The organism is Microcoleus sp. POL10_C6 (genome assembly GCF_036701585.1).
In the GTDB taxonomy this organism is placed as follows: domain Bacteria; phylum Cyanobacteriota; class Cyanobacteriia; order Cyanobacteriales; family Microcoleaceae; genus Microcoleus.
The window spans coordinates 57,408-77,393 of sequence record NZ_JAUBRB010000008.1; the positions used below are offsets into that span (position 1 = coordinate 57,408).

The following is a 19,986-nucleotide window of genomic DNA, read 5'->3' on the forward strand; positions in this document are numbered from 1 at the left end:
GGTGCAACATATCAATTTATTAGATATATTAAACAAGGTTAGTTTTTTTTATAATAACGCTTATGGCTGTCAATCTCGCTGCCCCAACAAGTTCTAGTCTCAAACCAGAAGCCCAGAATATCTCAGCACTCAAACAAGTCTTCCAGACAATTGATGCCGATAGCTGTCCGGGTTCCTATAACTTTCATATGCACACAGTCTACTCCGACGGGCGATTGCAGCCAGAGAAATTGATGGAACAAGCGATAGCCGGAGGTCTCAAAGGCTTAGCTATCACCGACCACCACAGCACCCAAGGCTACGTTAAAGCTCAAATTTGGCTGGATAATTGGAAATTAAACCATCCCGACAAAAATAGCGAAGCACCTAGTCTCTGGACAGGCGCTGAAATTAATGCCGAATTGCTCAACAATGAGGTACACATTCTCGGTTACGCCTTTGATCCGCAACATCCCAGTCTCAAACCATACCTACGAGGTAAAAGCACTGAAGGCACTTATTGTTATTCAGCAGCCAGGGTAATTGAAGCTATTCATGAAGCAGGAGGTTTAGCAGTTCTGGCACATCCTTGCAGGTATCGATCGAGTGCAGATAAACTAATCCCAGAAGCAGCCCGTTTCGGCATTGACGGTGTAGAAATTTACTATGCTTACGGTAATCCCAATCCTTGGCAACCGAGTCCCAAACAAACTGCTTTAGTCAAAGAATTAGCAGAAACTTATGGTTTGCTGGGAACTTGTGGCACGGACTCTCACGGCCTGAGTCTTCTCGTCCGAATTTAGATAGTTGGGAAATAAGAAGTGCTTTATCCGGTCATTACCAGTCTAAGCGTTAGCGGATGTATCTCTTATGAAAGCAATCACAATGAGCCGAAAACAAACAATTTATCAGGTCATATTAAGTCCGATAAAATGACTATACAATTGTTTGGCAGTGAGGACTTCAGTCCTCATAAAAGTCTGTGGACTGAAGTTTTTACTACTTGCCTGATAACGGCTATTTTACGGGACGTGAGATGATTGCGATCGCCCGGATGATCTTTCGGTATCTAAAAGTAAGCAATTGCTTTCTTCAGGTAATATTCTTGCAACTCCGAGAGACATTGCGCCCTAAAAACCAGTCGCCCTTCTACCGTTCGGGGAACAACTGACAAGCCCGGTTAGTTGGCTGATTTGCCCAATCCAACCGAGAATTCCCAAATCGATCCATCCAACCTTCCAAATAAGCTCGATTAGCCTTTTTTTCCTCTGGATCTGAGGTATTCATGGGATGAGGTGCTAAACCCAAAATAGTCGCCGTCGTCACGCAAAACATCGACTTCTGAAAACTTTGGCAAATTTGCACCCGCACATCGTCTTCACCCCGACAGCTAGTGCGATAAACTTCGTGCAAATACTCCGGCAAATAATGACGCATATCTTGCATCAATTGAGTTGGCGGAATCCCTGCACCTCCAATAGGTAAAGGGTCAGCAAACAAAGCCCCGTAGGCAAATTCTCTTTGTTCTTCCGGGATTTGATGAGCTTGAGCGTTGTAGGAAACTGTGCCAAAAAAAGCTGTTCCCCGAAAGAAAATTGATTCTACATAAGGCACTGCTACATCTGGTAAAAATGTCAAGTTAGCCGAGGCCGGAATGATATCGTAGACTTGACCGCCAATCTTGACGCTGTAGGTAATTGGCAAATTAGCGGCGCTAACCAAACCTGCTAAGATAAAATCAACTACGTCTGCGATCGACTTAATTTTACCGGCTTCGTAGCAATCGGACAAATCAATAAACAAATCGCTCATGACCCGCCAAAACTGACCGAGACCGGTGTAGTAAGCCAGCATCCGCACTTGTTCCGGCAAAAAATCAGGAAATGCTTTGTTGAGTCCCTGCATGAAAAAATTGCCTTTCAGTTTAGCCGCGATCGCCTTTTCGACCAAACTGCTAAATTCCGGGGAATCCAAATAACTGTCAAAACCCCCGCCGCCGTGCCACAGCATAGTTTTCATAACATACTCAGCATACTCAAAATTAATGCGATCGTGCCACAAATAGCGCATTAATTTGGGCAGATTCACATCTCCGTTGAAATATTTAAAAAATGGGAAGAGCACTAAAAACTGTTCTTCTGCAATATAGTTGAGATTGCGAGAATAGGCATCTAAAACAATAGCATAACTTTTCAGCACGCCGACAACTTCAACCACATTTTCCGTAGACTCAGGCAGTAAAGCTTTGCCTGATTCTAAGAGGTCAATGTATGCGGCTAGGGGATGGGAAGAGGGTTTTAATACGGTACTTTTCATTTTTATTTAACCTTAACTGAAGGAAGGCACGACACGGATTTGAACACGGATACACTGATGAATGGAATAGCTAGGGACACGGCAGTGCCGTGTCCCTACAGCCGTCTGCTGTATTTCATGGGATTGAAAACTGCCATAGGACTAAAGTCCGATGCTACGAACCTAGGTCATATTTTATTTCAAGTTTTGAGCAATCACTTTAACTTGGGGTGGCACATTAGCTACCATTCCGATCGCAGTTTTTTCGCTCAAAGCAACTAAAACTCCCGGCTGCACTCCCATGATTGCAATAATTATTGCTAAAACCAGCGAAGGGATGCGATCGCGCCAGCGGACTTGCGGCAAATTTACCACCACATCCGAAAGGCGGCCGAAAAAGGCGCGGTTGACCATAATTAAAAAGTAAACTGAAGTTAAACCAGTGCCGATCATGCAGAGCAAAGTTTGCACCGGAAACACTGGCAAACTGCCCCGAAATATCAAAAATTCAGCAATAAATCCAGCCAAACCCGGAATGCCGGCACTTGCCATCACGCCGAGGATCATTAAACTGCCAATCATCGGCAAACCGCGATCGGGATTAAACAAACCTTTGAGCACATCGATGTTGCGGGTGCCGGATTTTTTGTAAACAATGCCGACGGTTAAGAATAGTAGCGCCGAAATTAAACCGTGGCTAACCATTTGTAAAACAGTTCCCAGCAGACTAATCGGAGTAGCTGCGGCGCTAGCTAACAAAATGTAGCCCATGTGAGCGATCGAACTATAAGCTACAATTTTTTTCATATCTTTTTGGGCGATCGCGCAACTCGCCCCGTAAAGCACACTCACCACCGCCCAACTCGCCAAAGTCGGCGCCGCCACCGCCCACGCATCTGGAAACAAACCTAAACCAAAGCGCAGCATCCCATAAGTTCCCAGCTTCAAAAGCACCCCCGCCAGCAGCACCGAAACCGGCGTCGAAGCTTCTACGTGAGCATCCGGCAGCCAAGTATGAAAAGGCACCAAAGGCATCTTAATTCCAAAAGCCAGCAACACCCCTGCCAGCAAAACAATTTGCCTTACCAAAGGCAAAGGCAATCCTCCTTGCAAATGCGATGCGCCCGCGGCACCAACCATATCGAAACTCGAAGCACCGCTAAGCCAACCAGTGCCCAAGAAAGCAGCCAGCAGCACAATTCCCGAAAATGCAGTATAGATTAAAAACTTAGTAGCAGCGTAACCCCGGCGCTCGCCTCCCCAAATCGCAATTAACAGGTAAAGCGGAATCAATTCTACCTCAAAAAACAGGAAAAATAGCAGCAAATTTTGAGATAAAAAAGCCCCTGTTACGCCGCCAGTAATTAACAGAATCAAAGAATAATAAAGTCGAGGTCTGCGGATCGACTCATCCGTAGCGTAAATAGCTACCCCTGTCAGCAGAGTATTTAAAATTACCAAAGGCAGAGCCAAACCATCAACACCGAGATTGTAATTCAATCCCAAAACATCTATCCAAGGAATGAATTCCCCAAACTGCAACTGACTGGTACTGGCATCAAACTGAATTGCCAAAATCACCGATAGAATAAAAGCTATACCCGCAATGGCGATCGCGACATTCCGAACTATTTTAGAACTCACTGAACCGGGCCAGAGCCCAATCAGGGCGGCAGCCAACATTGGTATCCAGATTAAAGCACTGAGCATCAATTAAAACTTTCCTTTGTTACACAGTATTTAGAGCTATATTTAACATTAACGCAAAGCAACTGAATAAAAAAGCGATCGGCTGATTTTCTTGTTAACATAGATTCAAATGTCTCTGGAATCCTCCTATGACCTCAAGTCTTACAGAGCCAGAAGATTTGCAAATTAAATCCGGTTCTCCTTCCACCCGCCTCACCGTTGCCGACTTGGAACAACTGCAAAGTATACTCTCGGAAGCACATCTCGACTACCAATTAGAACTGGTAGACGGGAAGATTATCGTTATGGGCCCATCAGACATTGTATCGAGCGAAATTGGGGCAGAGTTAGTCAGACTTTTACTAAACTGGGTCAAACCGCGCAAACTCGGACGAGTGTTTGAGTCCAGCGGCGGGTTTATTCTCCCCAATTCAAATCTTACAGCACCCGATGTTTCGTTTGTGGTAGCCGATCGCCTCAAACAAAGTAAAAGGTATTTTGCCGAACTTGTTCCCGACTTAGTTGTAGAAATCAAATCTCAGTCCGATCGCCTCAAACCCCTGCGAGAAAAAATTTTATCATTTATCGAACTCGGAGCAAAAGTAGGAATATTAATCGACCCAGACAAGCGTACAGTAACAATTTACACTCCGAAAGCAGAGCCAGTGGTATTGAGAGACGGCGACATGATTTCAATTCCCGAACTTTTGCCCGGTTGGGAAGTTGCGGTGACAGAATTGTGGCCGATCGAGTTTGAATAAAATTAGATAAAAAAGCAGACAAACCCAGAATAAAATCATCTGCGTTCATCTGCGTTCATCCGCCCTCATCTGCGGTTTAAAATTAAATAACATCAGACAAAAAGCAGACAAACCCCGAAAAATTCATCTGCCAACCTCTGCGGTTTAAAACTGCCAAATAATCAACGCCAGCAACACCGCAACCCCCCCCACAATAGTCAACACATAAAACTGCGACTGACCGGTGCCGCTGTACTTCAACCCTTCGCCGCTGAAAATTGTGGCAAAACCGAACAAATTCACCGCCCCATCCACCACATACCTATCAGTCCAAGCGCTGATTTTAGAAATAAAAGCCACCGCCCAAACGACAGTCAAGCGGTAAACTCGATCGATATAAAAATCGTAAGCGAACAAATCCTGCACCGCCGGCACCGGCAGCCGTACCGGTCGAGGTAATACCCCGTACCAATAAATCGCCACCCCAACCGCAACGCCAATCAACCCAGATAACAACAACAGCGGCGTATCCAGCGTCTTCAAAAGCAAATTTAAAGCATCAAAATCTCCCGTTTCCGCCCAAGGCCCAGTCCAACTAATTAACAGTTGCCACCGCTGCAACATCCAAGGAACCAACAGCCCCATCACTGTCAAAATTACCATCGGCAAAGCCATCGGCCAACCAACTTCTGGAGCTCTGCGAGTTTTCGGCTGCGGTTTTCCAGCAAACACTAAACCGAATATGCGAGTTAAATTTAGCGCTGTCAAACCGTTAACCAAAAGCAACACAACTACCAGCCACAAAGGCACAGTCCAAAAACCGTTGAGCCAGCGCCGCATTGCCCAAAAGTTGCCCAGAGGCAACAGCGCTACCATCCCCGCAGCGCCTACTAAATAAGCCGTAGTCGTGGCAGGCATCTTCGACCACAACCCACCCATTTCTGTTAAATCTTGAGTGTTAGTTGTGGTAATAATTGACCCTACGCTCATGAATAATAGGCCCTTGGCGATCGAGTGGGCGAACAGCAACAGCAAAGCAATGTCAACTTGATTTAGCCCCACGGCGATAAACACCAAACCCATAGAAGCGCTGGTAGAATGCGATAGTGCTCTTTTGATGTCGATTTGGGCGATCGCCACCAAGGAAGCGCCAACAGCCGTTACCGCACCCAAAACCACCAGCACCGCATCCGTCACGGGCGACAGCGCTAAAACAGGCTGAAGTTTAATCAAAACATAAGCCCCAGCGCCCACAACTACCGTATTCCGCATAATCGAAGCCGGGTTGGGCCCTTCCATCGCCTCGTCGAGCCACAAATGGAAGGGAAATTGAGCGCACTTGGCCGTAGGTGCGGAGATTAAAGCCAAACCTAAAAGAGTCGCCACTAGGGGAGACAAAGTTGCTGTTTCCGCCCATGTTTCCAAATCGGAAAAATTCAAACTTCCCGCTAAAGTTGAAAGCGTCACTACTCCCATCAGCAGTGGCACGTCTCCTACACGCTTGGTTAAAAACGCATCTCTAGCGGCCGTTACTACCAGCGGTTGAGCGTACCAAAACCCGACTAGCAAATAAGTTGAAAGCGTCAGCACTTCCAACAAACCGTAAGTTAGAAGCAGCGAGTCGCTAATGGCAATGCCACTAATTGCAGCTTCAAAAAAACCCATCAGCCCAAAAAATCGAGCTAGCGCCCAGTCTTTTTCCATGTAGCCTAGAGCGTAAATTTGTGCTAGCAAACTCAGAACACTAACTAACTCCATTGCTCCGACGCTGACGGTGGAGATTTCTATTGCAAAAGACAAATCTAAATCGGCTGCTTGCACCCAGTGCACGAGCAACTGTTGAGGCGGTTGATCCCAAGTCGCTGTAAAAATAACTGATCCGTGTATGAAAGCCACCACCGTCATCAGCAAGTTGAAGTAAGCTGCAGGTCTTGGCCCTGTTCTGCGAATGGTGCCGGTAGACCACGGCAAAGTTAAAATTGCGCCTATTAAGCCATATAAAGGTACCCACCAACAGGCTTGGAGGAGAAATTGAGTCATTTAATTTATCCCTTAAACTTCAAATTACGAGCTGCCTTTATACAAAAACAGTCGCGGGCGATCGCGCGAGGCCCTAAAACTTTGACTAAACCCGATCGTATAGTTGTGGCAAAATAATTTGCAGTCCAGATTAACTATACATGAAAGCATCAAAACTGATAATTATCTCAACACAAAATTATAGGCTGAGCAGAGGAGGCAGTCAAAGAAAAAAATGCCTGCCGATGGGCCAAGACTGCCTTTTTTGCCGATTTCCCTGCGATCCCCATTTTGAAATCCCCTAGTTTCCCGCCAGCGATCAGCTCCGGCTTCGCATACCGAACTCTACTTGATGAGTATTCTTACTTACTTTAATCCCCCCCTAGCTCTCGGTATCTATCCCTCTAAATATTAAGATTATTAAATAAATATTAAATTATTTTAAGTAACATAAAAAATTTTAATTTTTGTTATTAAACATTATGATGTTAGTTTATATTGTCAAGGTGGACACCTTCCCCTATTCTTATAGGATAGGAAGCTTTACACTGCATTACTAAAAAATGTGGGCCTCCCCGTCCAAATTTTTAGATTTCTCAAAGATTTGTAACGGTAATTTCGCTCATCCTCAAAGGAGATTCAAAAATGTCAATTGCCGTGGGAATGATTGAGACAAAAGGTTTTCCCGCTGTTGTGGAAGCTGCCGATGCTATGGTCAAAGCTGCCCGCGTTACCCTTGTGGGTTATGAAAAAATCGGCAGCGCCCGCGTCACCGTAATTGTGCGCGGCAACGTGTCGGAAGTCCAAGCCTCAGTCGCAGCAGGAGTGGAATCCGTCAAGCGTGTGAACGGCGGAGAAGTCGTCTCTACCCACATCATCGCTCGCCCCCACGAAAACCTAGAATACGTTCTGCCGATTCGATATACAGAAGCAGTAGAACAGTTCCGAGGCTACTAAGTTCTTAGCGCACAAAAGTTTTCTTAAAAGAAAATTTGTGCGATCGTCAAAAATTAACTGTTTAGTTCCCCAAATATTCAATCAGGAGTAAAACCAATGGCAATTGCAGTTGGCATGATCGAAACCCTAGGCTTCCCCGCAGTGGTAGAAGCCGCTGACGCGATGGTCAAAGCAGCCCGCGTCACCTTGGTAGGCTACGAAAAAATCGGTAGCGCTCGGGTTACGGTCATTGTAAGAGGAGATGTCTCGGAAGTGCAAGCTTCTGTCGCAGCCGGAGTAGAGTCAGTGAAGCGCGTTAACGGCGGACAAGTGATGTCCACCCACATTATCGCCCGCCCTCACGAAAACTTAGAGTACGTGTTGCCGATTCGCTACACCGAAGCTGTAGAACAGTTCCGTGAAGGCGTCAGCGGCATTCGCCCTCTCAACAGATCATAAGATAGGCGATTCCCTACGGGATAGCTTCGCTTCACGGCTGTTAGGGGCGTTTGGTAATTAAAAATTAAAAATCGCGATGTTTTTGATTTAGCATTTTTAATTTTTAATTGAGGTGGGCATGGGATATTGGTTATTAGTCATGAGTCATTAGTCATTAGTCATTAGTCATGAGTCATGAGTCATGAGTCATTAGTTACTAGACGAATAACTCTAAACGGCGGACAGCGGACTGAGCAAAACTAATAAAAAAAAGACAAGTGACCCTGTAAAAATGACAATTACCAATTACCTATTACCTATTACCTAAAATGCAAATGGCCAAAGTTCTCGGCACAGTTGTCAGTACCCAAAAAGAGCCGACGCTGAGAGGATCGAAATTTCTACTGCTGCAATTCATCGATGAGGAAGGTTCGCCAGTTCCCGGCTATGAGGTAGCCGCTGACTGTGTGGGCGCTGGTATAGATGAATGGGTTTTAGTGACCCGAGGCAGCGCAGCCCGGATCGCGCCCGGAAGCGAAAACCGTCCGATCGATGCTCTAGTAGTAGGCATTATAGATACTGTCAATGTAGAAAACCGCCTCATTTACAGTAAAAAAGACGACCCGTACGGCTAGTTGCAAGCGTTAGCAGTTAGCAGTTAGTGGAAAAATAACTAACAACTAACAACTAACAACTAACAACTAACAACTAACAACTAACAAAAAGATTTTTCAGTTTAGGAGAACTTAATTTATGGCAGTCCGCAACGTTGCGGCTCCCCCGACGCCTTGGTCGAAAAACTTGGCTGAGCCTAAAATTCACGACACCGCCTTCGTACATTCCTTTTCTAACATTATTGGGGATGTGCAGATCGGTTCTAATGTGATGATTGCCCCCGGGACATCTATCCGCGCCGATGAAGGTACTCCTTTTTATATCGGACAAGGAAGCAACATTCAAGACGGAGTAGTGATTCACGGCCTAGAACAAGGCCGAGTCACAGGAGACGACGACAAATCTTATTCTGTGTGGGTGGGGAAAAATACTTCCCTCACCCACATGAGTTTAATTCACGGCCCGGCCTACGTGGGCGACAACTGCTTTATCGGCTTTCGCTCCACGGTGTTCAATGCCAGAGTGGGCAACGGCTGCATTGTCATGATGCACGTACTAATTAAAGATGTGGAGATTCCCCCCGGTAAGTACGTACCTTCGGGAGCCATCATCACTAATCAGAAGCAAGCCGATCGCTTGCCTGACGTTCAAGATTCTGACATTCAATTTGCGACCCATGTCATCGGCATCAATGACGCTCTGAGAACGGGTTATCGCTGCGCTGAGAACATCGCCTGTCTAGCACCAATTCGCAACGAGCAAACTAAAAACCCAAATATGACTCAAACCAAATATTCTACCCATGCCGGCACCCAATTGAGTTCAACTCTTGCCGATAGCATTCGTAATTTACTAGCTCAAGGATACAGCGTGGGAGCCGAACACGCCGACGCACGCCGCTTCCGGACCGGTTCTTGGCGTACTTGCGGCCCGATTTCCTCAACCCGTGACTCAGAAGTGATCGCGGCTTTGTCAGCTTGCATGGCTGAACACCAAGGAGAATACGTCCGCTTGATTGGGATTGACACCAAAGCCAAGCGCCGCGTACTAGAAGAAATCGTCCAAAGACCGGGAGACAACGGCTCTAACGGTTCTAACGGTGCGAAAACTCACCAATCTAACGGTAAAGTTGCACAACAAGCTTCATACCACAATAGCGGTTCCGTGTCAAGCGGAAAATTGAGTGCCGAAACAGTGACTCAGGTTCGCGGCTTGCTAGCTCAAGGCTACAAAATTGGCACGGAACACGCCGACGCGCGCCGCTTCCGCACCAGTTCTTGGCAAAGCGGGGCTTCGCTGCAAGTCAGAAACGAATCTGAGGCGATCGCCGCTTTGGAAGCTGTGATGAACGAGTACCCGGGCGAATACGTGCGCTTGATCGGGATTGACCCGAAAGCTAAGCGGCGCGTGGTTGAAGAAATTATTCAGCGTCCCGACGGCCCAGTTGCTCAATCGGCTAAGCCGGCAGCAACCTCGGGATACAAAGCAGCTTCGACTGGTTCGGCCAGTAGCGGCAGTTTGACAGGCAAGACGATCGACCAAATCCGCAACCTGCTTTCCCAAGGCTACAAAATTGGCACGGAACACGCCGACGCGCGCCGCTTCCGCACCGGTTCTTGGAGCAGTTGCGCCCCGATCGCATCCAACCGCGAATCCGAAGTGATTTCTGCCCTCGAAAGCTGTCTCAAAGAACACAGTGGCGAGTACGTCCGTTTGCTGGGTATCGACTCCAAGGCGAAGCGCCGGGTACTCGAAGAAATTATCCAACGACCTTAATTTGCCTGGTAATTAGCTTGTTTCTCCCGTTAAGCCCTCGCACAGGTGCCCACGGGAGAAATCCAAGCGGATTAAAGTTGGATTTGAGATAGTTAAAAAGCTCGATTGAGAAGGGTTGGTCAAAATCTAGAATCTTCTGGAACTTTCTAGAAAACGTTAAAGCATCAATCTTCTCAGTATTAGTAAATTATCGTTTCTTAGATTGACATGGTTAAATTTATTAGTCGAAAAAACCCATAATTTAAAGTCCTTTGATCTAAAAAAATCGCTCCTTTCATGGTGAAGTTGAATGTATTTATCGCCACTGCAATTAAGTAGCAACTCTCAGATTTTGATGAGTGGCGATGTAGTTGTGAATGAGGGTGCGGCGATCGCCCCTGGAGCAATCCTGCAAGCAGATCCCGGAAGCCGGATCTCGATCGCCGCCGGGGCCTGTATCGGTATGGGAGTTATCCTTCACGCCCGTGAAGGTACTCTGGAAATTGCGGCGGGCGTTATTCTTGGTGCAGGAGTGCTGGTGGTAGGTGCGGGAACGATCGGGGAAAATGCCTGTATTGGCGCCGCGACCACCCTAATCAATCCTTGTATTGACAAAATGCAAATTATGGCAGCAGGTTCTCTACTCGGAGATACCAGCCGCCAAGCCGCCTCAGAAGAAGCAACCGCAACAGCGCCAAAAACAGCGCCAACATCACCAGAAACCCCCGAAGCCACTACGCCACCAGTCGATCGACCGATCGAGCCGATCGAGCCGCCACAACCCCCCGAAACACCGCCTCAAACTGCGCCGGAGACGGCCCCAGACCCGCCGGAATCCACCGCCGCAGATCCGCCCCAACCAGGGGAAACGCCGACTATTCTCTACGGTCAAGCTCACATCAATCGGCTGTTGGGGACACTGTTTCCGCACCGACAAGCTTTTAATCGATCGGAGGAAAACGGCCAAACTCTATCGGGCGGTTCCGGGTAGCCGTCATTTCGGCAAAAGGCAGCTATGCTGAAGGCAGAAAGATCAAATATAAATAGGTAATCTCATATTATTGGTAGCTCAGCAATTTGTCAGGCCTTGCCGTAGCAATCTGTGTCTTGTAGCTCGTGCAGTCTGTCTTCTCATCTGAGAAACTATAAACTATCAACAAATTTTTATTTTGGGAAGTTTCTAAGGGTAATAGAAGATGGACGGACAAACAGATCGTAACAGTCACGAAGAGCGATCGCAGCGCCAGGAATACTTCAAAGACACTGCTTTGGGTTTGGTATCCACCAAGAGTTTTCCGGCAATTGTGGGGACTGCTGACATGATGCTGAAGTCGGCAGGAGTGATTTTAGTAGGATACGAAAAAATTGGTTCCGGTCACTGTACCGCGATCGTCCGGGGCAGAATTTCGGATGTGCGTTTGGCTGTGGAAGCTGGAGCTCAAACTGCCGAACAGTTCGGGCAGTTTGTTTCTAAGTTGGTGATTGCTAGACCTTTGGCTAATTTGGAAGTGGTTTTGCCGATCGGCTTTCGGCTGACTGAACTTTCGGAAAAAGGCAGTTATTCTCGGCTTAGCAATCAGGCGATCGGTTTGCTCGAAACCCGGGGATTTCCGGCAATGGTCGGTGCTTGCGATGCTATGCTCAAATCCGCAGACGTACACTTAGCAGCTTACGAGAAAATAGGCGCCGGTTTGTGCACGGCAATTATTCGCGGTGCAGTAGCAGATGTAGCAGTAGCCGTAGAGGCCGGAATGTACGAAGCTGAGCGAATTGGCGAGTTGAACGCGGTGATGGTAATTCCGAGGCCTTTGGAAGATTTGGAACAAACTTTACCGCTGGCGAGTTGCTGGATCGAGCAGCGTAAACCGGTGATGATGCCTGTGTCGGTTAAGGAAAAGGAACAAGAATTGATTGAACTTCCCGATTTGGAGAAATTGAGAGTTTATGTGGAAGAGGAAATCAATCGGTAATTGGTAATTAGGCAACAAAAGTTTGTAGAGACGTACGGCAGCAAATACTGAGACGAAGTTTGTCAAAAAAATATAGAGTTTACTCGGTAGGACGGCTGGTAACAATTTATACTGAGTAGCGGTCTCAAACTTAATTTGGCGATCGAGCCGATCGCCGCCGCATCAAGAGACACAGAGCACCAAGTAAAACTAGACTTTTGAGATTAAGTCGATCGGGTAAACAATCGAACTGACTAATAAGTAAATCCAGCCGACGTGCAGAGCCTTTCAACAGGATTTAACTACTGTTAAAATAAACCAAAAATCCTGTTTACGGTAGATTGCCGGGAATCATTTAAGAGTTAATCTAACCGCAGGTGGATGCTCTTTCAACAGATGAACGGCTGTCGAACTCAAAACTGACTGCACAGGAATCAACCCCCAGAATCAAGCACTCTTGAAAGTTGACCTATGAACCTCAAACAATTTTACAAGCGCGGTTTGCACAGCGCCAAGAAAGGAAACTATGAAGCGGCACTTGAGGATTTCGATCAGATACTGCAGCTCAATCCCGCCGATGCCAAAGCCTATAACAATCGCGGCTTGGTTTACTATTACATGAAAGACTACCAAAAAGCGATCGCCGACCTCAGCCAAGCCCTAGATATCAATCCTAATTTGTTCGAGGCTTACTTGAATCGAGGCAATGCTTGGCGTCATCTCGGAGAACACGAAAAAGCCATTGAAGATCTCAACTGCGCTTTAGCAAATAAGCCTAACAGCCACGCTATCTACAACAACCGGGGACTTGTACTTGCTAATTTAGGAAATTACGAAGAAGCAATAGAAGACTACAATCGAGCTCTATCTATCAATTCCAACAATTATAAAACCTATTACAACCGGGGGCGCGCTTACTACCTTTTGGGAGAAAAAGAGGCAGCAACGGAAAACTTTAATGAAACGCTGCGGTTGAATCCTAAATATATCAAAGCTTACATAAATCGAGGTCTCTGTTACCACCAATTAGGAGACAATACGCAGGCGATGGCCGATTACAACATTGCACTCGCCATCGATCCACAAAATGTTTATGCCTATTATAACAGAGGTTGCGTTCGCTATAAATTAAAACAAATGCAGCTTGCAATTGAAGACTTTGACAAAGCAGTAGAACTCGATCCGAACTATGTTAAAGCTTATCTCAACCGGGGTTTAGCACTGTATAAACTTGGAGATGTGACGGCAGCAAATAAGGATTTTTACCACGTAATGTGCATTAATGCGGAAGCTTATGTATACTACCAGGCCCAGCGGTGCACGCCTGATATTAATTCGTACTTTAAGGAAGCGCCGCAGGTAGAACTTAATAATGCTGTCGAATACTACAATACAACCTTAAATACGATGTCAACTTCCTTAAGTTCCGCAGCATTAAACGCGGTCTGGAATCAAGAAGATTTGGAGAACAGAGACTCGATTATCTGTGAAGGTGAATTTATTAATGATTGATTTAGTAAGTAGTCAGTAGCCATTATTCATTAGACTTATTGCCTCAATCTTTGAGCGAGGAAACCGCAGATGCAACGCACAGACATTTAAACCCAAATTCCGCAACCCCCAACGGGCAGCCTACATGGATTGAGTAGATCAAAGTGAATCATCCGAGACAATGGTAAGTAGAAATATTCAATAATTTCTGTCCCTAATGCTCACCCAGTTCTCCATTCCTGAAAATTGAGGTTCGGAGGTGAGTTAAATCTGATTCCGTTAAAAATGCACGAGATCACAAACCAAGTTTATTGTTGAGTCGGGAAAAAGCCTCCTTCGCGCATTTCTTGAATGCTCTCTTTAACCGCCTGAATAATGCACTCTGTGTCTTCATGAGTGTGGGCGGTGGAGAGAAAGCAGCTACGACCTTCCGATATGAAAATACGCTTTTCGAGTAAGTGAAAAAGTAGCGGATCTATCTCAACGGATGCAGCAGCGCGAAATTGCGATCCGAAATTTACAAGCCAGACAGAGACTTCATTTTCTTTGAAATAAGCATTCAGGGTTTCAACTAGCTGCGAAGTTCGCTGATTCAACTGCTGCTGAAGGGCTGGGCCTTGACTTTTAAGATAGCGCAGCACGGAACGCGCCGCGGCCAGAGCAAGTGGGTGCTTGCAAAAAGTGCCGGCAAAAATTGTTGTTTTTACCTGGGGGTAGGAATCATCGCCGTAGTTCCACAAACCGCCGTCAATTTTATCCATATAAGCAGCTTTTCCAGCGATAACTCCAATGGGCATACCGCCCCCGACAATTTTACCGTAAGTTGCAATATCTGCCTCAATGCCAAACCACGCCTGCGCCCCGCCTTGATGAATTCGGAAACCAGTAACCATTTCATCAAAAATCAGCGCAATTTCTGATTCTTTTGTTAATTGCCTGAGTTGGTGGAGAAATTCTTTGGGTTGCAAATCGAGACGGCGGCTTTGCACCGGCTCCACGAGAACCGCCGCTAATTCGTGCTGATGAGCTTTGATAATTTCCAGGGCATCAGGGCTTCCGTAATCCAAAACTAAAACATCTTCAATAAAATTAGCGGGAATTCCTGGCGCTTTTGGAATGGTGCGTAAATCGCCATCTATCTTTTTTACAACTGCGAGAGTTCCGTCAAAATGACCGTGATAAGAACCAGAAAACAAAGCAATTTTATTGCGTTTAGTTGCCGCTCTAGCTAATCGTAGAGCTGCCATCACTGCTTCAGTGCCGGTATTAGAAAAAGCGACGCGCTCCATTCCCGTTAATTCGCAGATTAATTCCGCAACTTCTCCGGCAAGGTCTGCTTGTGCGCCAATTTGCACGCCGCGATCGAGTTGCTCTAATAGGGCTTCTTTAATAAAGGGCGGATTATGACCGAAAAGATTGATGCCAAATCCCATTGTGATATCGATGTATTCGTTGCCATCAACATCCCACATTTTAGAGCCAAGGGAGCGATCGGCTACAATGGGATAAAACATCTCCTTGACGGGAAAGCGAAACCCATCTGAAGCCCGATTGTCAGCGAGAACCGGACGGTATTTTTGCGCGAAATTCTTAGAGGTCTTTGTGCGATCGGTGTAGCGATCTATGAGCGCTTTCATGTGTCTTTGCTGCAATTGTTCGTTCATTTTGAATTCTCCAGAGATTGAGTCAGGTAGGGGCGCAATGCTTTGCGCCCTTACAGGTTTTAATTGCGGCTACCTATCAAGCCACAATCCGCGAGATAGGAAAAGTAAGTGCGAAACAAATTCGCATCCGCTTGGGGACAGGTGATGTCAGTGGTAGCAAGTCCATCTAGCGTATTTTGGCAATCGAAATGTAGCGTTCCTGATTGTGGCATTTCCGCTTCAGAAACTTTTTCGGAGAAAAGACCGACTAGCGGGTACAAAGCATGATCGGGAGAATTTCCAGCGCGATTGATTATTTCTGCTTGCCAAGTCTCAGAAGAAACTCGTTTGATTGGATAACCCATTGAGCCAATCCAGCCAAGCAATTCACTCATTTGAAACGACTGAGTGTTGACTAAATGAAAAGTTTTTCCGAGCAATTCTTTGTGGCTCGAAAGATGAACGATCGCTCGGCTCACATAGTCAACAGGCGCTACGTTCATCAGCTTATCGCCATCGGGCGCACATCCAAGCTGCACGCAACCAGCCATTAACCTGTACAGTAAATCGCTGGGATTGCAGGCCCCTGTTTGGCTGTCCCCAGAAATGCGGCCTGGCCTGTAAATGCTAACAGGAATTCCCCGATCGCGCGCGACCTCTACTAACTTTTCTGCCACCCACTTCGTCTGAGTGTAAGCGCCTTTTAGACCCTCTCCCGGAGTGAGTTCATCCTCCTCTCGCACGACCTTAATCCCAGATTCTCCCCTTGCCGAGAAAACGGAAATTGTAGAAATTAAATGCACTGGTTTTAGCTTACTTTGACTCGCCAATCTCAGAACTTCCTGCGTCCCCAAAACGTTAGCGGGTTTGAGAACAGAGTAGGGATAAGTAAACTTGACAAACGCGCCATTGTGGTAAATGACATCAATTTTACTGGCTAAAACTTGGAACTGCTCCTCGGAAAGCCCCAAAAGTGGTTGAGACAAATCTCCAGCAATTGGGATAATGCGAGCGCTGCTACTTTCATCCCAAATTAAATAGGATTCAAGGCTGCTTTGAATCCGTTTTTTGGCTGATTCTGCATCGGCAGAACGGACTAGGCAATAAATTTCTGCTTGAGTTTGTTGCAAGAGGTCGCGGAGTAAAAATGCTCCCAAAAAGCCCGTCGCCCCTGTTAAAAAAATGCAAGCTGGTTCAGTTTTTGGCTCGCTCAATGGAGTTGCAGGGCGAATTGCCTGGTCTAAAACAACTTCAGCGTTAATATCGAAACTTGTAGTGCGATCGCCCGCTGTGTTGCCCCCTTGTTGCATTTCGATTTTTTCAGCTAAACCAGCTACAGTAGGAGCTTCAAACAAAACGCGCAAAGGCAATTCCACCTGAAAAGATTCTCGCACTTTGGCTAACAACTGAGTAATCAGTAATGAGTGGCCCCCCAAGTCAAAGAAATTGTCGTGAATTCCTACCTTTTTAAGGTTGAGAAGCTGGCTCCAAATTCCGGCAAGAATCTCCTCACCGGGAGTGCGAGGGCCTACAAACGTATCTGTAAAATTGGCTGCTATGGACGGTGCAGGAAGCGCTTGACGGTCTATTTTGCCATTGGGATTCAGTGGCAGCGCTTTCAGAACCACAAAAGCAGAAGGTATCATGTATTCGGGCAGCTTTTCTTTGAGGAATGAACGCAGGTTTTCAATTAGTTGTGATTCCTGAACGCTGAGTTTTGAGTGAGAAACGATATAGGCGACTAAACGCTGATTTCCCGGTTCATTTTCCTGAAGTAAAACGGCTGCCTCGCGTACAGAGGGATGATGAGACAGCCCCGCCTCAATTTCCCCTAATTCAATGCGGAAACCTCGCAGCTTTACTTGGCGATCGACGCGACCGATAAATTCTATATTTCCGTCTGGCAAATAGCGAGCTAAGTCGCCAGTTTTGTAAAGTCGAGTTTCCGGTTCCTGAGTCAATGAATTGCCAATAAATTTTTCTGCAGTGAGTTCTGGTTGGTTTAGATAGCCGCGAGCCAATCCCGCCCCAGCAATATATAATTCACCGGCTACCCCTACAGGAACTGGCTGCAAGTGCGAATCGAGCAAATAAATCTGCGTGTTGGGTAGCGGGCGACCTAAAGGAACTGTCTGGGAAATGCGATCGCCTTGCATTTTTACCTGATAAGTCAGCACGCCTACAGTTGTTTCTGTCGGCCCGTAATGGTTGAAGATCGAACAGTCTGGATTGTATTTCTGAATTGTTTCAATTAAATTCCACATCAAAGGCTCACCGCCGAGAATTAATCGCTTTTTCGGCAAGATTTGCGAGGCGTTAGAAGCGCTCAACAAAGCTTTTAAGTGAGAGGGAACAATTTTCAGACAATCGATAGAATGTTGCTGAAAATAAGCGCCCATTGATTCTGAATCGGTTGCGCGTTCTTGAGAGATGATGTGCAGGCATCCACCCGAACACAAAGCCGGAAAAATAACGGTGTTTCCCAAGTCGGCGGCGAAGGTAGAAACGGTGGCATAATTTGCACCTGATGGCAGGTTTAATTTTTCCTGAATTCCGTGCAGGTAATTGAGCAGTTGTCGGTGTTCAATGGCGACTCCTTTGGGGGTGCCGGTGGAACCGGAGGTATAGATAATGTAAGCTAAATTTTCAGGAGAAGCAGAGACGAAAGTAGTAGGAGAAAAAGAGGGGAGGTCTGTATCTAAGCAGACGATATGTGCCTGAGTTTCCGGCAAATTTTTGATGAGATGCTGTTGCGTTAACAGCACAGGAGTCTGAGCATTTTGCACCAGCAATGCTAGGCGCTCTGTGGGCATGGCTGGGTCGAGCGGTAGGTACGCGCCACCTGCTTTGAGGATGCCTAGAATTCCAGCGATCGCCTCTAAAGAGCGATCGGCGCAAATGCCGACAATCACCTCTGGTTTTATGCCTAATTGCTGCAAGTAATGGGCGATTTTGTTAGCGCGGGCGTTGAGTTCGCTGTAGGTAATTTGCTGATTTTCACAAACAGCAGCTATGCGGTGCGGCCATCGCTCTGCTTGTTCTTCAAATAGCTGGTGAACGCACTTATCGAGCTGGTAATCTGCTTTTGTGCTGTTGAATTCTACTAATAATTGATGTCGGGCGCGATCGCTCAGCATTTCGAGCTTGTCGATTGCGGTTTGTGGGTTGGTGGCTACACTTTGCACCAAGGCGTAAAATTGCTCTGCCAAGCACCGGATACTGTTGTCTGCCAGGAAGATAGGATCGTAGTGAAACTCAGCGGCGAGCGAGTCATTTTGGCGGTGGCAAGAGAGTTTAACTTTGAAGCGATCGCAGCACGCATACTGCTTGTAAATCGAAAAATCTACGCCACTAGCCGAATGCTTTTCGAGGTGTTCCTCAAACTCGAAACCAAATGGAAAGCCCGAAGAGTTGCCTATATCTTCGGGGGAGAAATATTCTTGATACTTGTATGCTTCGCGTTCTTGCTGCTGAATTTGCTGCAAGGTTTCCGCGAAGGAAAAGTTTTCTGTTAGTTGGCCCCGCAGCGGTAAAAATTTGGCAAACAGCCCAAGCGCTGGCTCTAGTTCTTCGTATTTTCGACCGTCGAATGCCACGCCAACAGCGATCTCTGATTGGCCAATCAGCCGCCAGATCAAAATTTTCCAGCAAGCGAGCAAAAATGTAGAAAGTGAGGTGTTGTACTGGCGGGCGATCGCTTCCACTTGAACCAGCAACGCTAACTCTAATTTGACCTCAAAAGCTTGGGGAGTAAATTGAGCTGGCGCGTTAATTAATCTATTTTCCAACGGCAACCTTAAACTCGCTAGCGCTGAATAATTATGCCCAGTCCAGTATTCTTTGCCCTCCGCCGCTTCCTCATCTTCGAGCAATTCATTTTGCCATTCTGAAAATTGAATGTATTGCACAACTTCATCGGTAATTTCTTCGCCGTGAAGGCAGGCGGCATAGCACTGGCTGATTTCTTGAACCAGATTTTTTAGTGTGCGACTATCGGCGCACAGTGCGGGCAAACTAACCAGTAAAATATGCCTCTCAGATGAAAGTGTAATTAAAGACAAGCGCCAAACAGGATTGCGATCGAAGTTGAATAAAGCGCTCTTTTCTTGCTGAAAAATATCTTCTAGTTTTGCTTCTTGCTCCTGGGGAGTCACTTCCCTCAAGTTAACCGAGTTCCACGAAACCGAGCTATGTTCGGAGATAACTTGTATAGGAATTTTTAGCCCGGTTTTTCCCTGAAAGCTTGTGCGGAGAATTTCGTGGCGATCGCTAACTTTTTCTAAAGCTTTCTTTAGGCGATAGGTTTGAAGACTTCCCTCGATCAAAATAGCGGATTGAATGCGATAAGCAGGGCTGTCTTGCTGCAACAGCCACAGATATTTTTGCTGCGGTGAAAGCCGAAATCCATTAATTGTTTGCATTGTTCCTATTTATCAA

14 protein-coding genes are annotated in these 19,986 nt (G+C 46.5%); 9 read left to right on the forward strand and 5 right to left on the reverse strand.

Annotation, left to right across the window (positions count from 1 at the left end; genetic code table 11):
• The first annotated feature begins 62 nt into the window (after positions 1-62).
• Positions 63-782 carry a PHP domain-containing protein gene (locus QUA34_RS06690; RefSeq protein WP_333385087.1) on the forward strand — a complete coding sequence of 240 codons (720 nt, stop codon included), beginning with the start codon at positions 63-65 and terminating at the stop codon, positions 780-782.
• Positions 783-1,128: 346 nt separating this feature from the next.
• On the opposite strand, the gene QUA34_RS06695 is transcribed toward QUA34_RS06690, so the two are convergent.
• Together QUA34_RS06695 and QUA34_RS06700 are read right to left on the reverse strand one after the other, a co-directional pair.
• A complete protein-coding gene (locus QUA34_RS06695) occupies positions 1,129-2,295 on the reverse strand; it encodes a CO2 hydration protein (protein ID WP_333322921.1) in 1,167 nt (388 codons plus the stop codon).
• A 174-nt stretch (positions 2,296-2,469) separates the two neighbouring features.
• Entirely contained in the window at positions 2,470-3,984 is a 1,515-nt protein-coding gene (locus QUA34_RS06700; RefSeq protein ID WP_333322919.1) for an NADH-quinone oxidoreductase subunit M, read from the reverse strand.
• Between the two features lie 128 nt (positions 3,985-4,112).
• Between QUA34_RS06700 and QUA34_RS06705 the strand changes: the two genes are divergently transcribed.
• Positions 4,113-4,724, forward strand: coding sequence for a Uma2 family endonuclease (locus QUA34_RS06705; RefSeq protein ID WP_333385090.1), 612 nt, complete (start codon positions 4,113-4,115; stop codon positions 4,722-4,724).
• A gap of 144 nt (positions 4,725-4,868) precedes the next feature.
• Here the strand turns inward: QUA34_RS06705 and QUA34_RS06710 are convergent, their stop codons facing one another.
• On the reverse strand, positions 4,869-6,743 hold the full coding sequence (locus tag QUA34_RS06710; protein ID WP_333385093.1) for an NAD(P)H-quinone oxidoreductase subunit F: 1,875 nt from the start codon (positions 6,741-6,743) through the stop codon (positions 4,869-4,871).
• A 624-nt stretch (positions 6,744-7,367) separates the two neighbouring features.
• On the opposite strand from QUA34_RS06710, the gene QUA34_RS06715 reads away from it, so the two are divergent.
• From QUA34_RS06715 to QUA34_RS06745, 7 genes are all read left to right on the forward strand, one after another.
• The gene (locus QUA34_RS06715) at positions 7,368-7,679 is read left to right on the forward strand and encodes a carbon dioxide-concentrating mechanism protein CcmK (protein WP_006635059.1); all 312 of its coding nucleotides are present in this window, start codon (positions 7,368-7,370) and stop codon (positions 7,677-7,679) included.
• Between the two features lie 96 nt (positions 7,680-7,775).
• Entirely contained in the window at positions 7,776-8,117 is a 342-nt protein-coding gene (locus QUA34_RS06720) for a carbon dioxide-concentrating mechanism protein CcmK (protein WP_006635058.1), read from the forward strand.
• A gap of 308 nt (positions 8,118-8,425) precedes the next feature.
• Positions 8,426-8,731, forward strand: a complete 306-nt coding sequence (locus QUA34_RS06725) for a EutN/CcmL family microcompartment protein (protein ID WP_006635057.1) — start codon at positions 8,426-8,428, stop codon at positions 8,729-8,731.
• Positions 8,732-8,849: 118 nt separating this feature from the next.
• Positions 8,850-10,487 carry a ribulose bisphosphate carboxylase small subunit gene (locus QUA34_RS06730; protein ID WP_333322913.1) on the forward strand — a complete coding sequence of 546 codons (1,638 nt, stop codon included), beginning with the start codon at positions 8,850-8,852 and terminating at the stop codon, positions 10,485-10,487.
• Positions 10,488-10,776: 289 nt separating this feature from the next.
• Entirely contained in the window at positions 10,777-11,457 is a 681-nt protein-coding gene (locus QUA34_RS06735; protein ID WP_333385096.1) for a carbon dioxide concentrating mechanism protein, read from the forward strand.
• Between the two features lie 205 nt (positions 11,458-11,662).
• Entirely contained in the window at positions 11,663-12,436 is a 774-nt protein-coding gene (locus tag QUA34_RS06740; protein WP_333101844.1) for a BMC domain-containing protein, read from the forward strand.
• A gap of 450 nt (positions 12,437-12,886) precedes the next feature.
• Complete coding sequence (locus QUA34_RS06745) at positions 12,887-13,927, forward strand: tetratricopeptide repeat protein (RefSeq protein ID WP_333085237.1); 1,041 nt, start codon at positions 12,887-12,889, stop codon at positions 13,925-13,927.
• 287 nt (positions 13,928-14,214) lie between these two features.
• Here the strand turns inward: QUA34_RS06745 and QUA34_RS06750 are convergent, their stop codons facing one another.
• Both QUA34_RS06750 and QUA34_RS06755 read right to left on the reverse strand, forming a co-directional pair.
• Positions 14,215-15,570 carry an aspartate aminotransferase family protein gene (locus tag QUA34_RS06750; RefSeq protein WP_333385100.1) on the reverse strand — a complete coding sequence of 452 codons (1,356 nt, stop codon included), beginning with the start codon at positions 15,568-15,570 and terminating at the stop codon, positions 14,215-14,217.
• Between the two features lie 59 nt (positions 15,571-15,629).
• A complete protein-coding gene (locus QUA34_RS06755; protein WP_333385103.1) occupies positions 15,630-19,970 on the reverse strand; it encodes an amino acid adenylation domain-containing protein in 4,341 nt (1,446 codons plus the stop codon).
• Positions 19,971-19,986 lie beyond the last annotated feature (16 nt).

Excerpts from the sequence above, each read along its gene's own strand:
- QUA34_RS06690 (WP_333385087.1), top strand. The coding sequence starts at position 63 with ATGGCTGTCAATCTCGCTGCCCCAACAAGTTCTAGTCTCAAACCAGAA.
- QUA34_RS06695 (WP_333322921.1), bottom strand. The coding sequence starts at position 2,295 with ATGAAAAGTACCGTATTAAAACCCTCTTCCCATCCCCTAGCCGCATAC.
- QUA34_RS06700 (WP_333322919.1), bottom strand. The coding sequence starts at position 3,984 with ATGCTCAGTGCTTTAATCTGGATACCAATGTTGGCTGCCGCCCTGATT.
- QUA34_RS06705 (WP_333385090.1), top strand. The coding sequence starts at position 4,113 with ATGACCTCAAGTCTTACAGAGCCAGAAGATTTGCAAATTAAATCCGGT.
- QUA34_RS06710 (WP_333385093.1), bottom strand. The coding sequence starts at position 6,743 with ATGACTCAATTTCTCCTCCAAGCCTGTTGGTGGGTACCTTTATATGGC.
- QUA34_RS06715 (WP_006635059.1), top strand. The coding sequence starts at position 7,368 with ATGTCAATTGCCGTGGGAATGATTGAGACAAAAGGTTTTCCCGCTGTT.
- QUA34_RS06720 (WP_006635058.1), top strand. The coding sequence starts at position 7,776 with ATGGCAATTGCAGTTGGCATGATCGAAACCCTAGGCTTCCCCGCAGTG.
- QUA34_RS06725 (WP_006635057.1), top strand. The coding sequence starts at position 8,426 with ATGCAAATGGCCAAAGTTCTCGGCACAGTTGTCAGTACCCAAAAAGAG.
- QUA34_RS06730 (WP_333322913.1), top strand. The coding sequence starts at position 8,850 with ATGGCAGTCCGCAACGTTGCGGCTCCCCCGACGCCTTGGTCGAAAAAC.
- QUA34_RS06735 (WP_333385096.1), top strand. The coding sequence starts at position 10,777 with ATGTATTTATCGCCACTGCAATTAAGTAGCAACTCTCAGATTTTGATG.
- QUA34_RS06740 (WP_333101844.1), top strand. The coding sequence starts at position 11,663 with ATGGACGGACAAACAGATCGTAACAGTCACGAAGAGCGATCGCAGCGC.
- QUA34_RS06745 (WP_333085237.1), top strand. The coding sequence starts at position 12,887 with ATGAACCTCAAACAATTTTACAAGCGCGGTTTGCACAGCGCCAAGAAA.
- QUA34_RS06750 (WP_333385100.1), bottom strand. The coding sequence starts at position 15,570 with ATGAACGAACAATTGCAGCAAAGACACATGAAAGCGCTCATAGATCGC.
- QUA34_RS06755 (WP_333385103.1), bottom strand. The coding sequence starts at position 19,970 with ATGCAAACAATTAATGGATTTCGGCTTTCACCGCAGCAAAAATATCTG.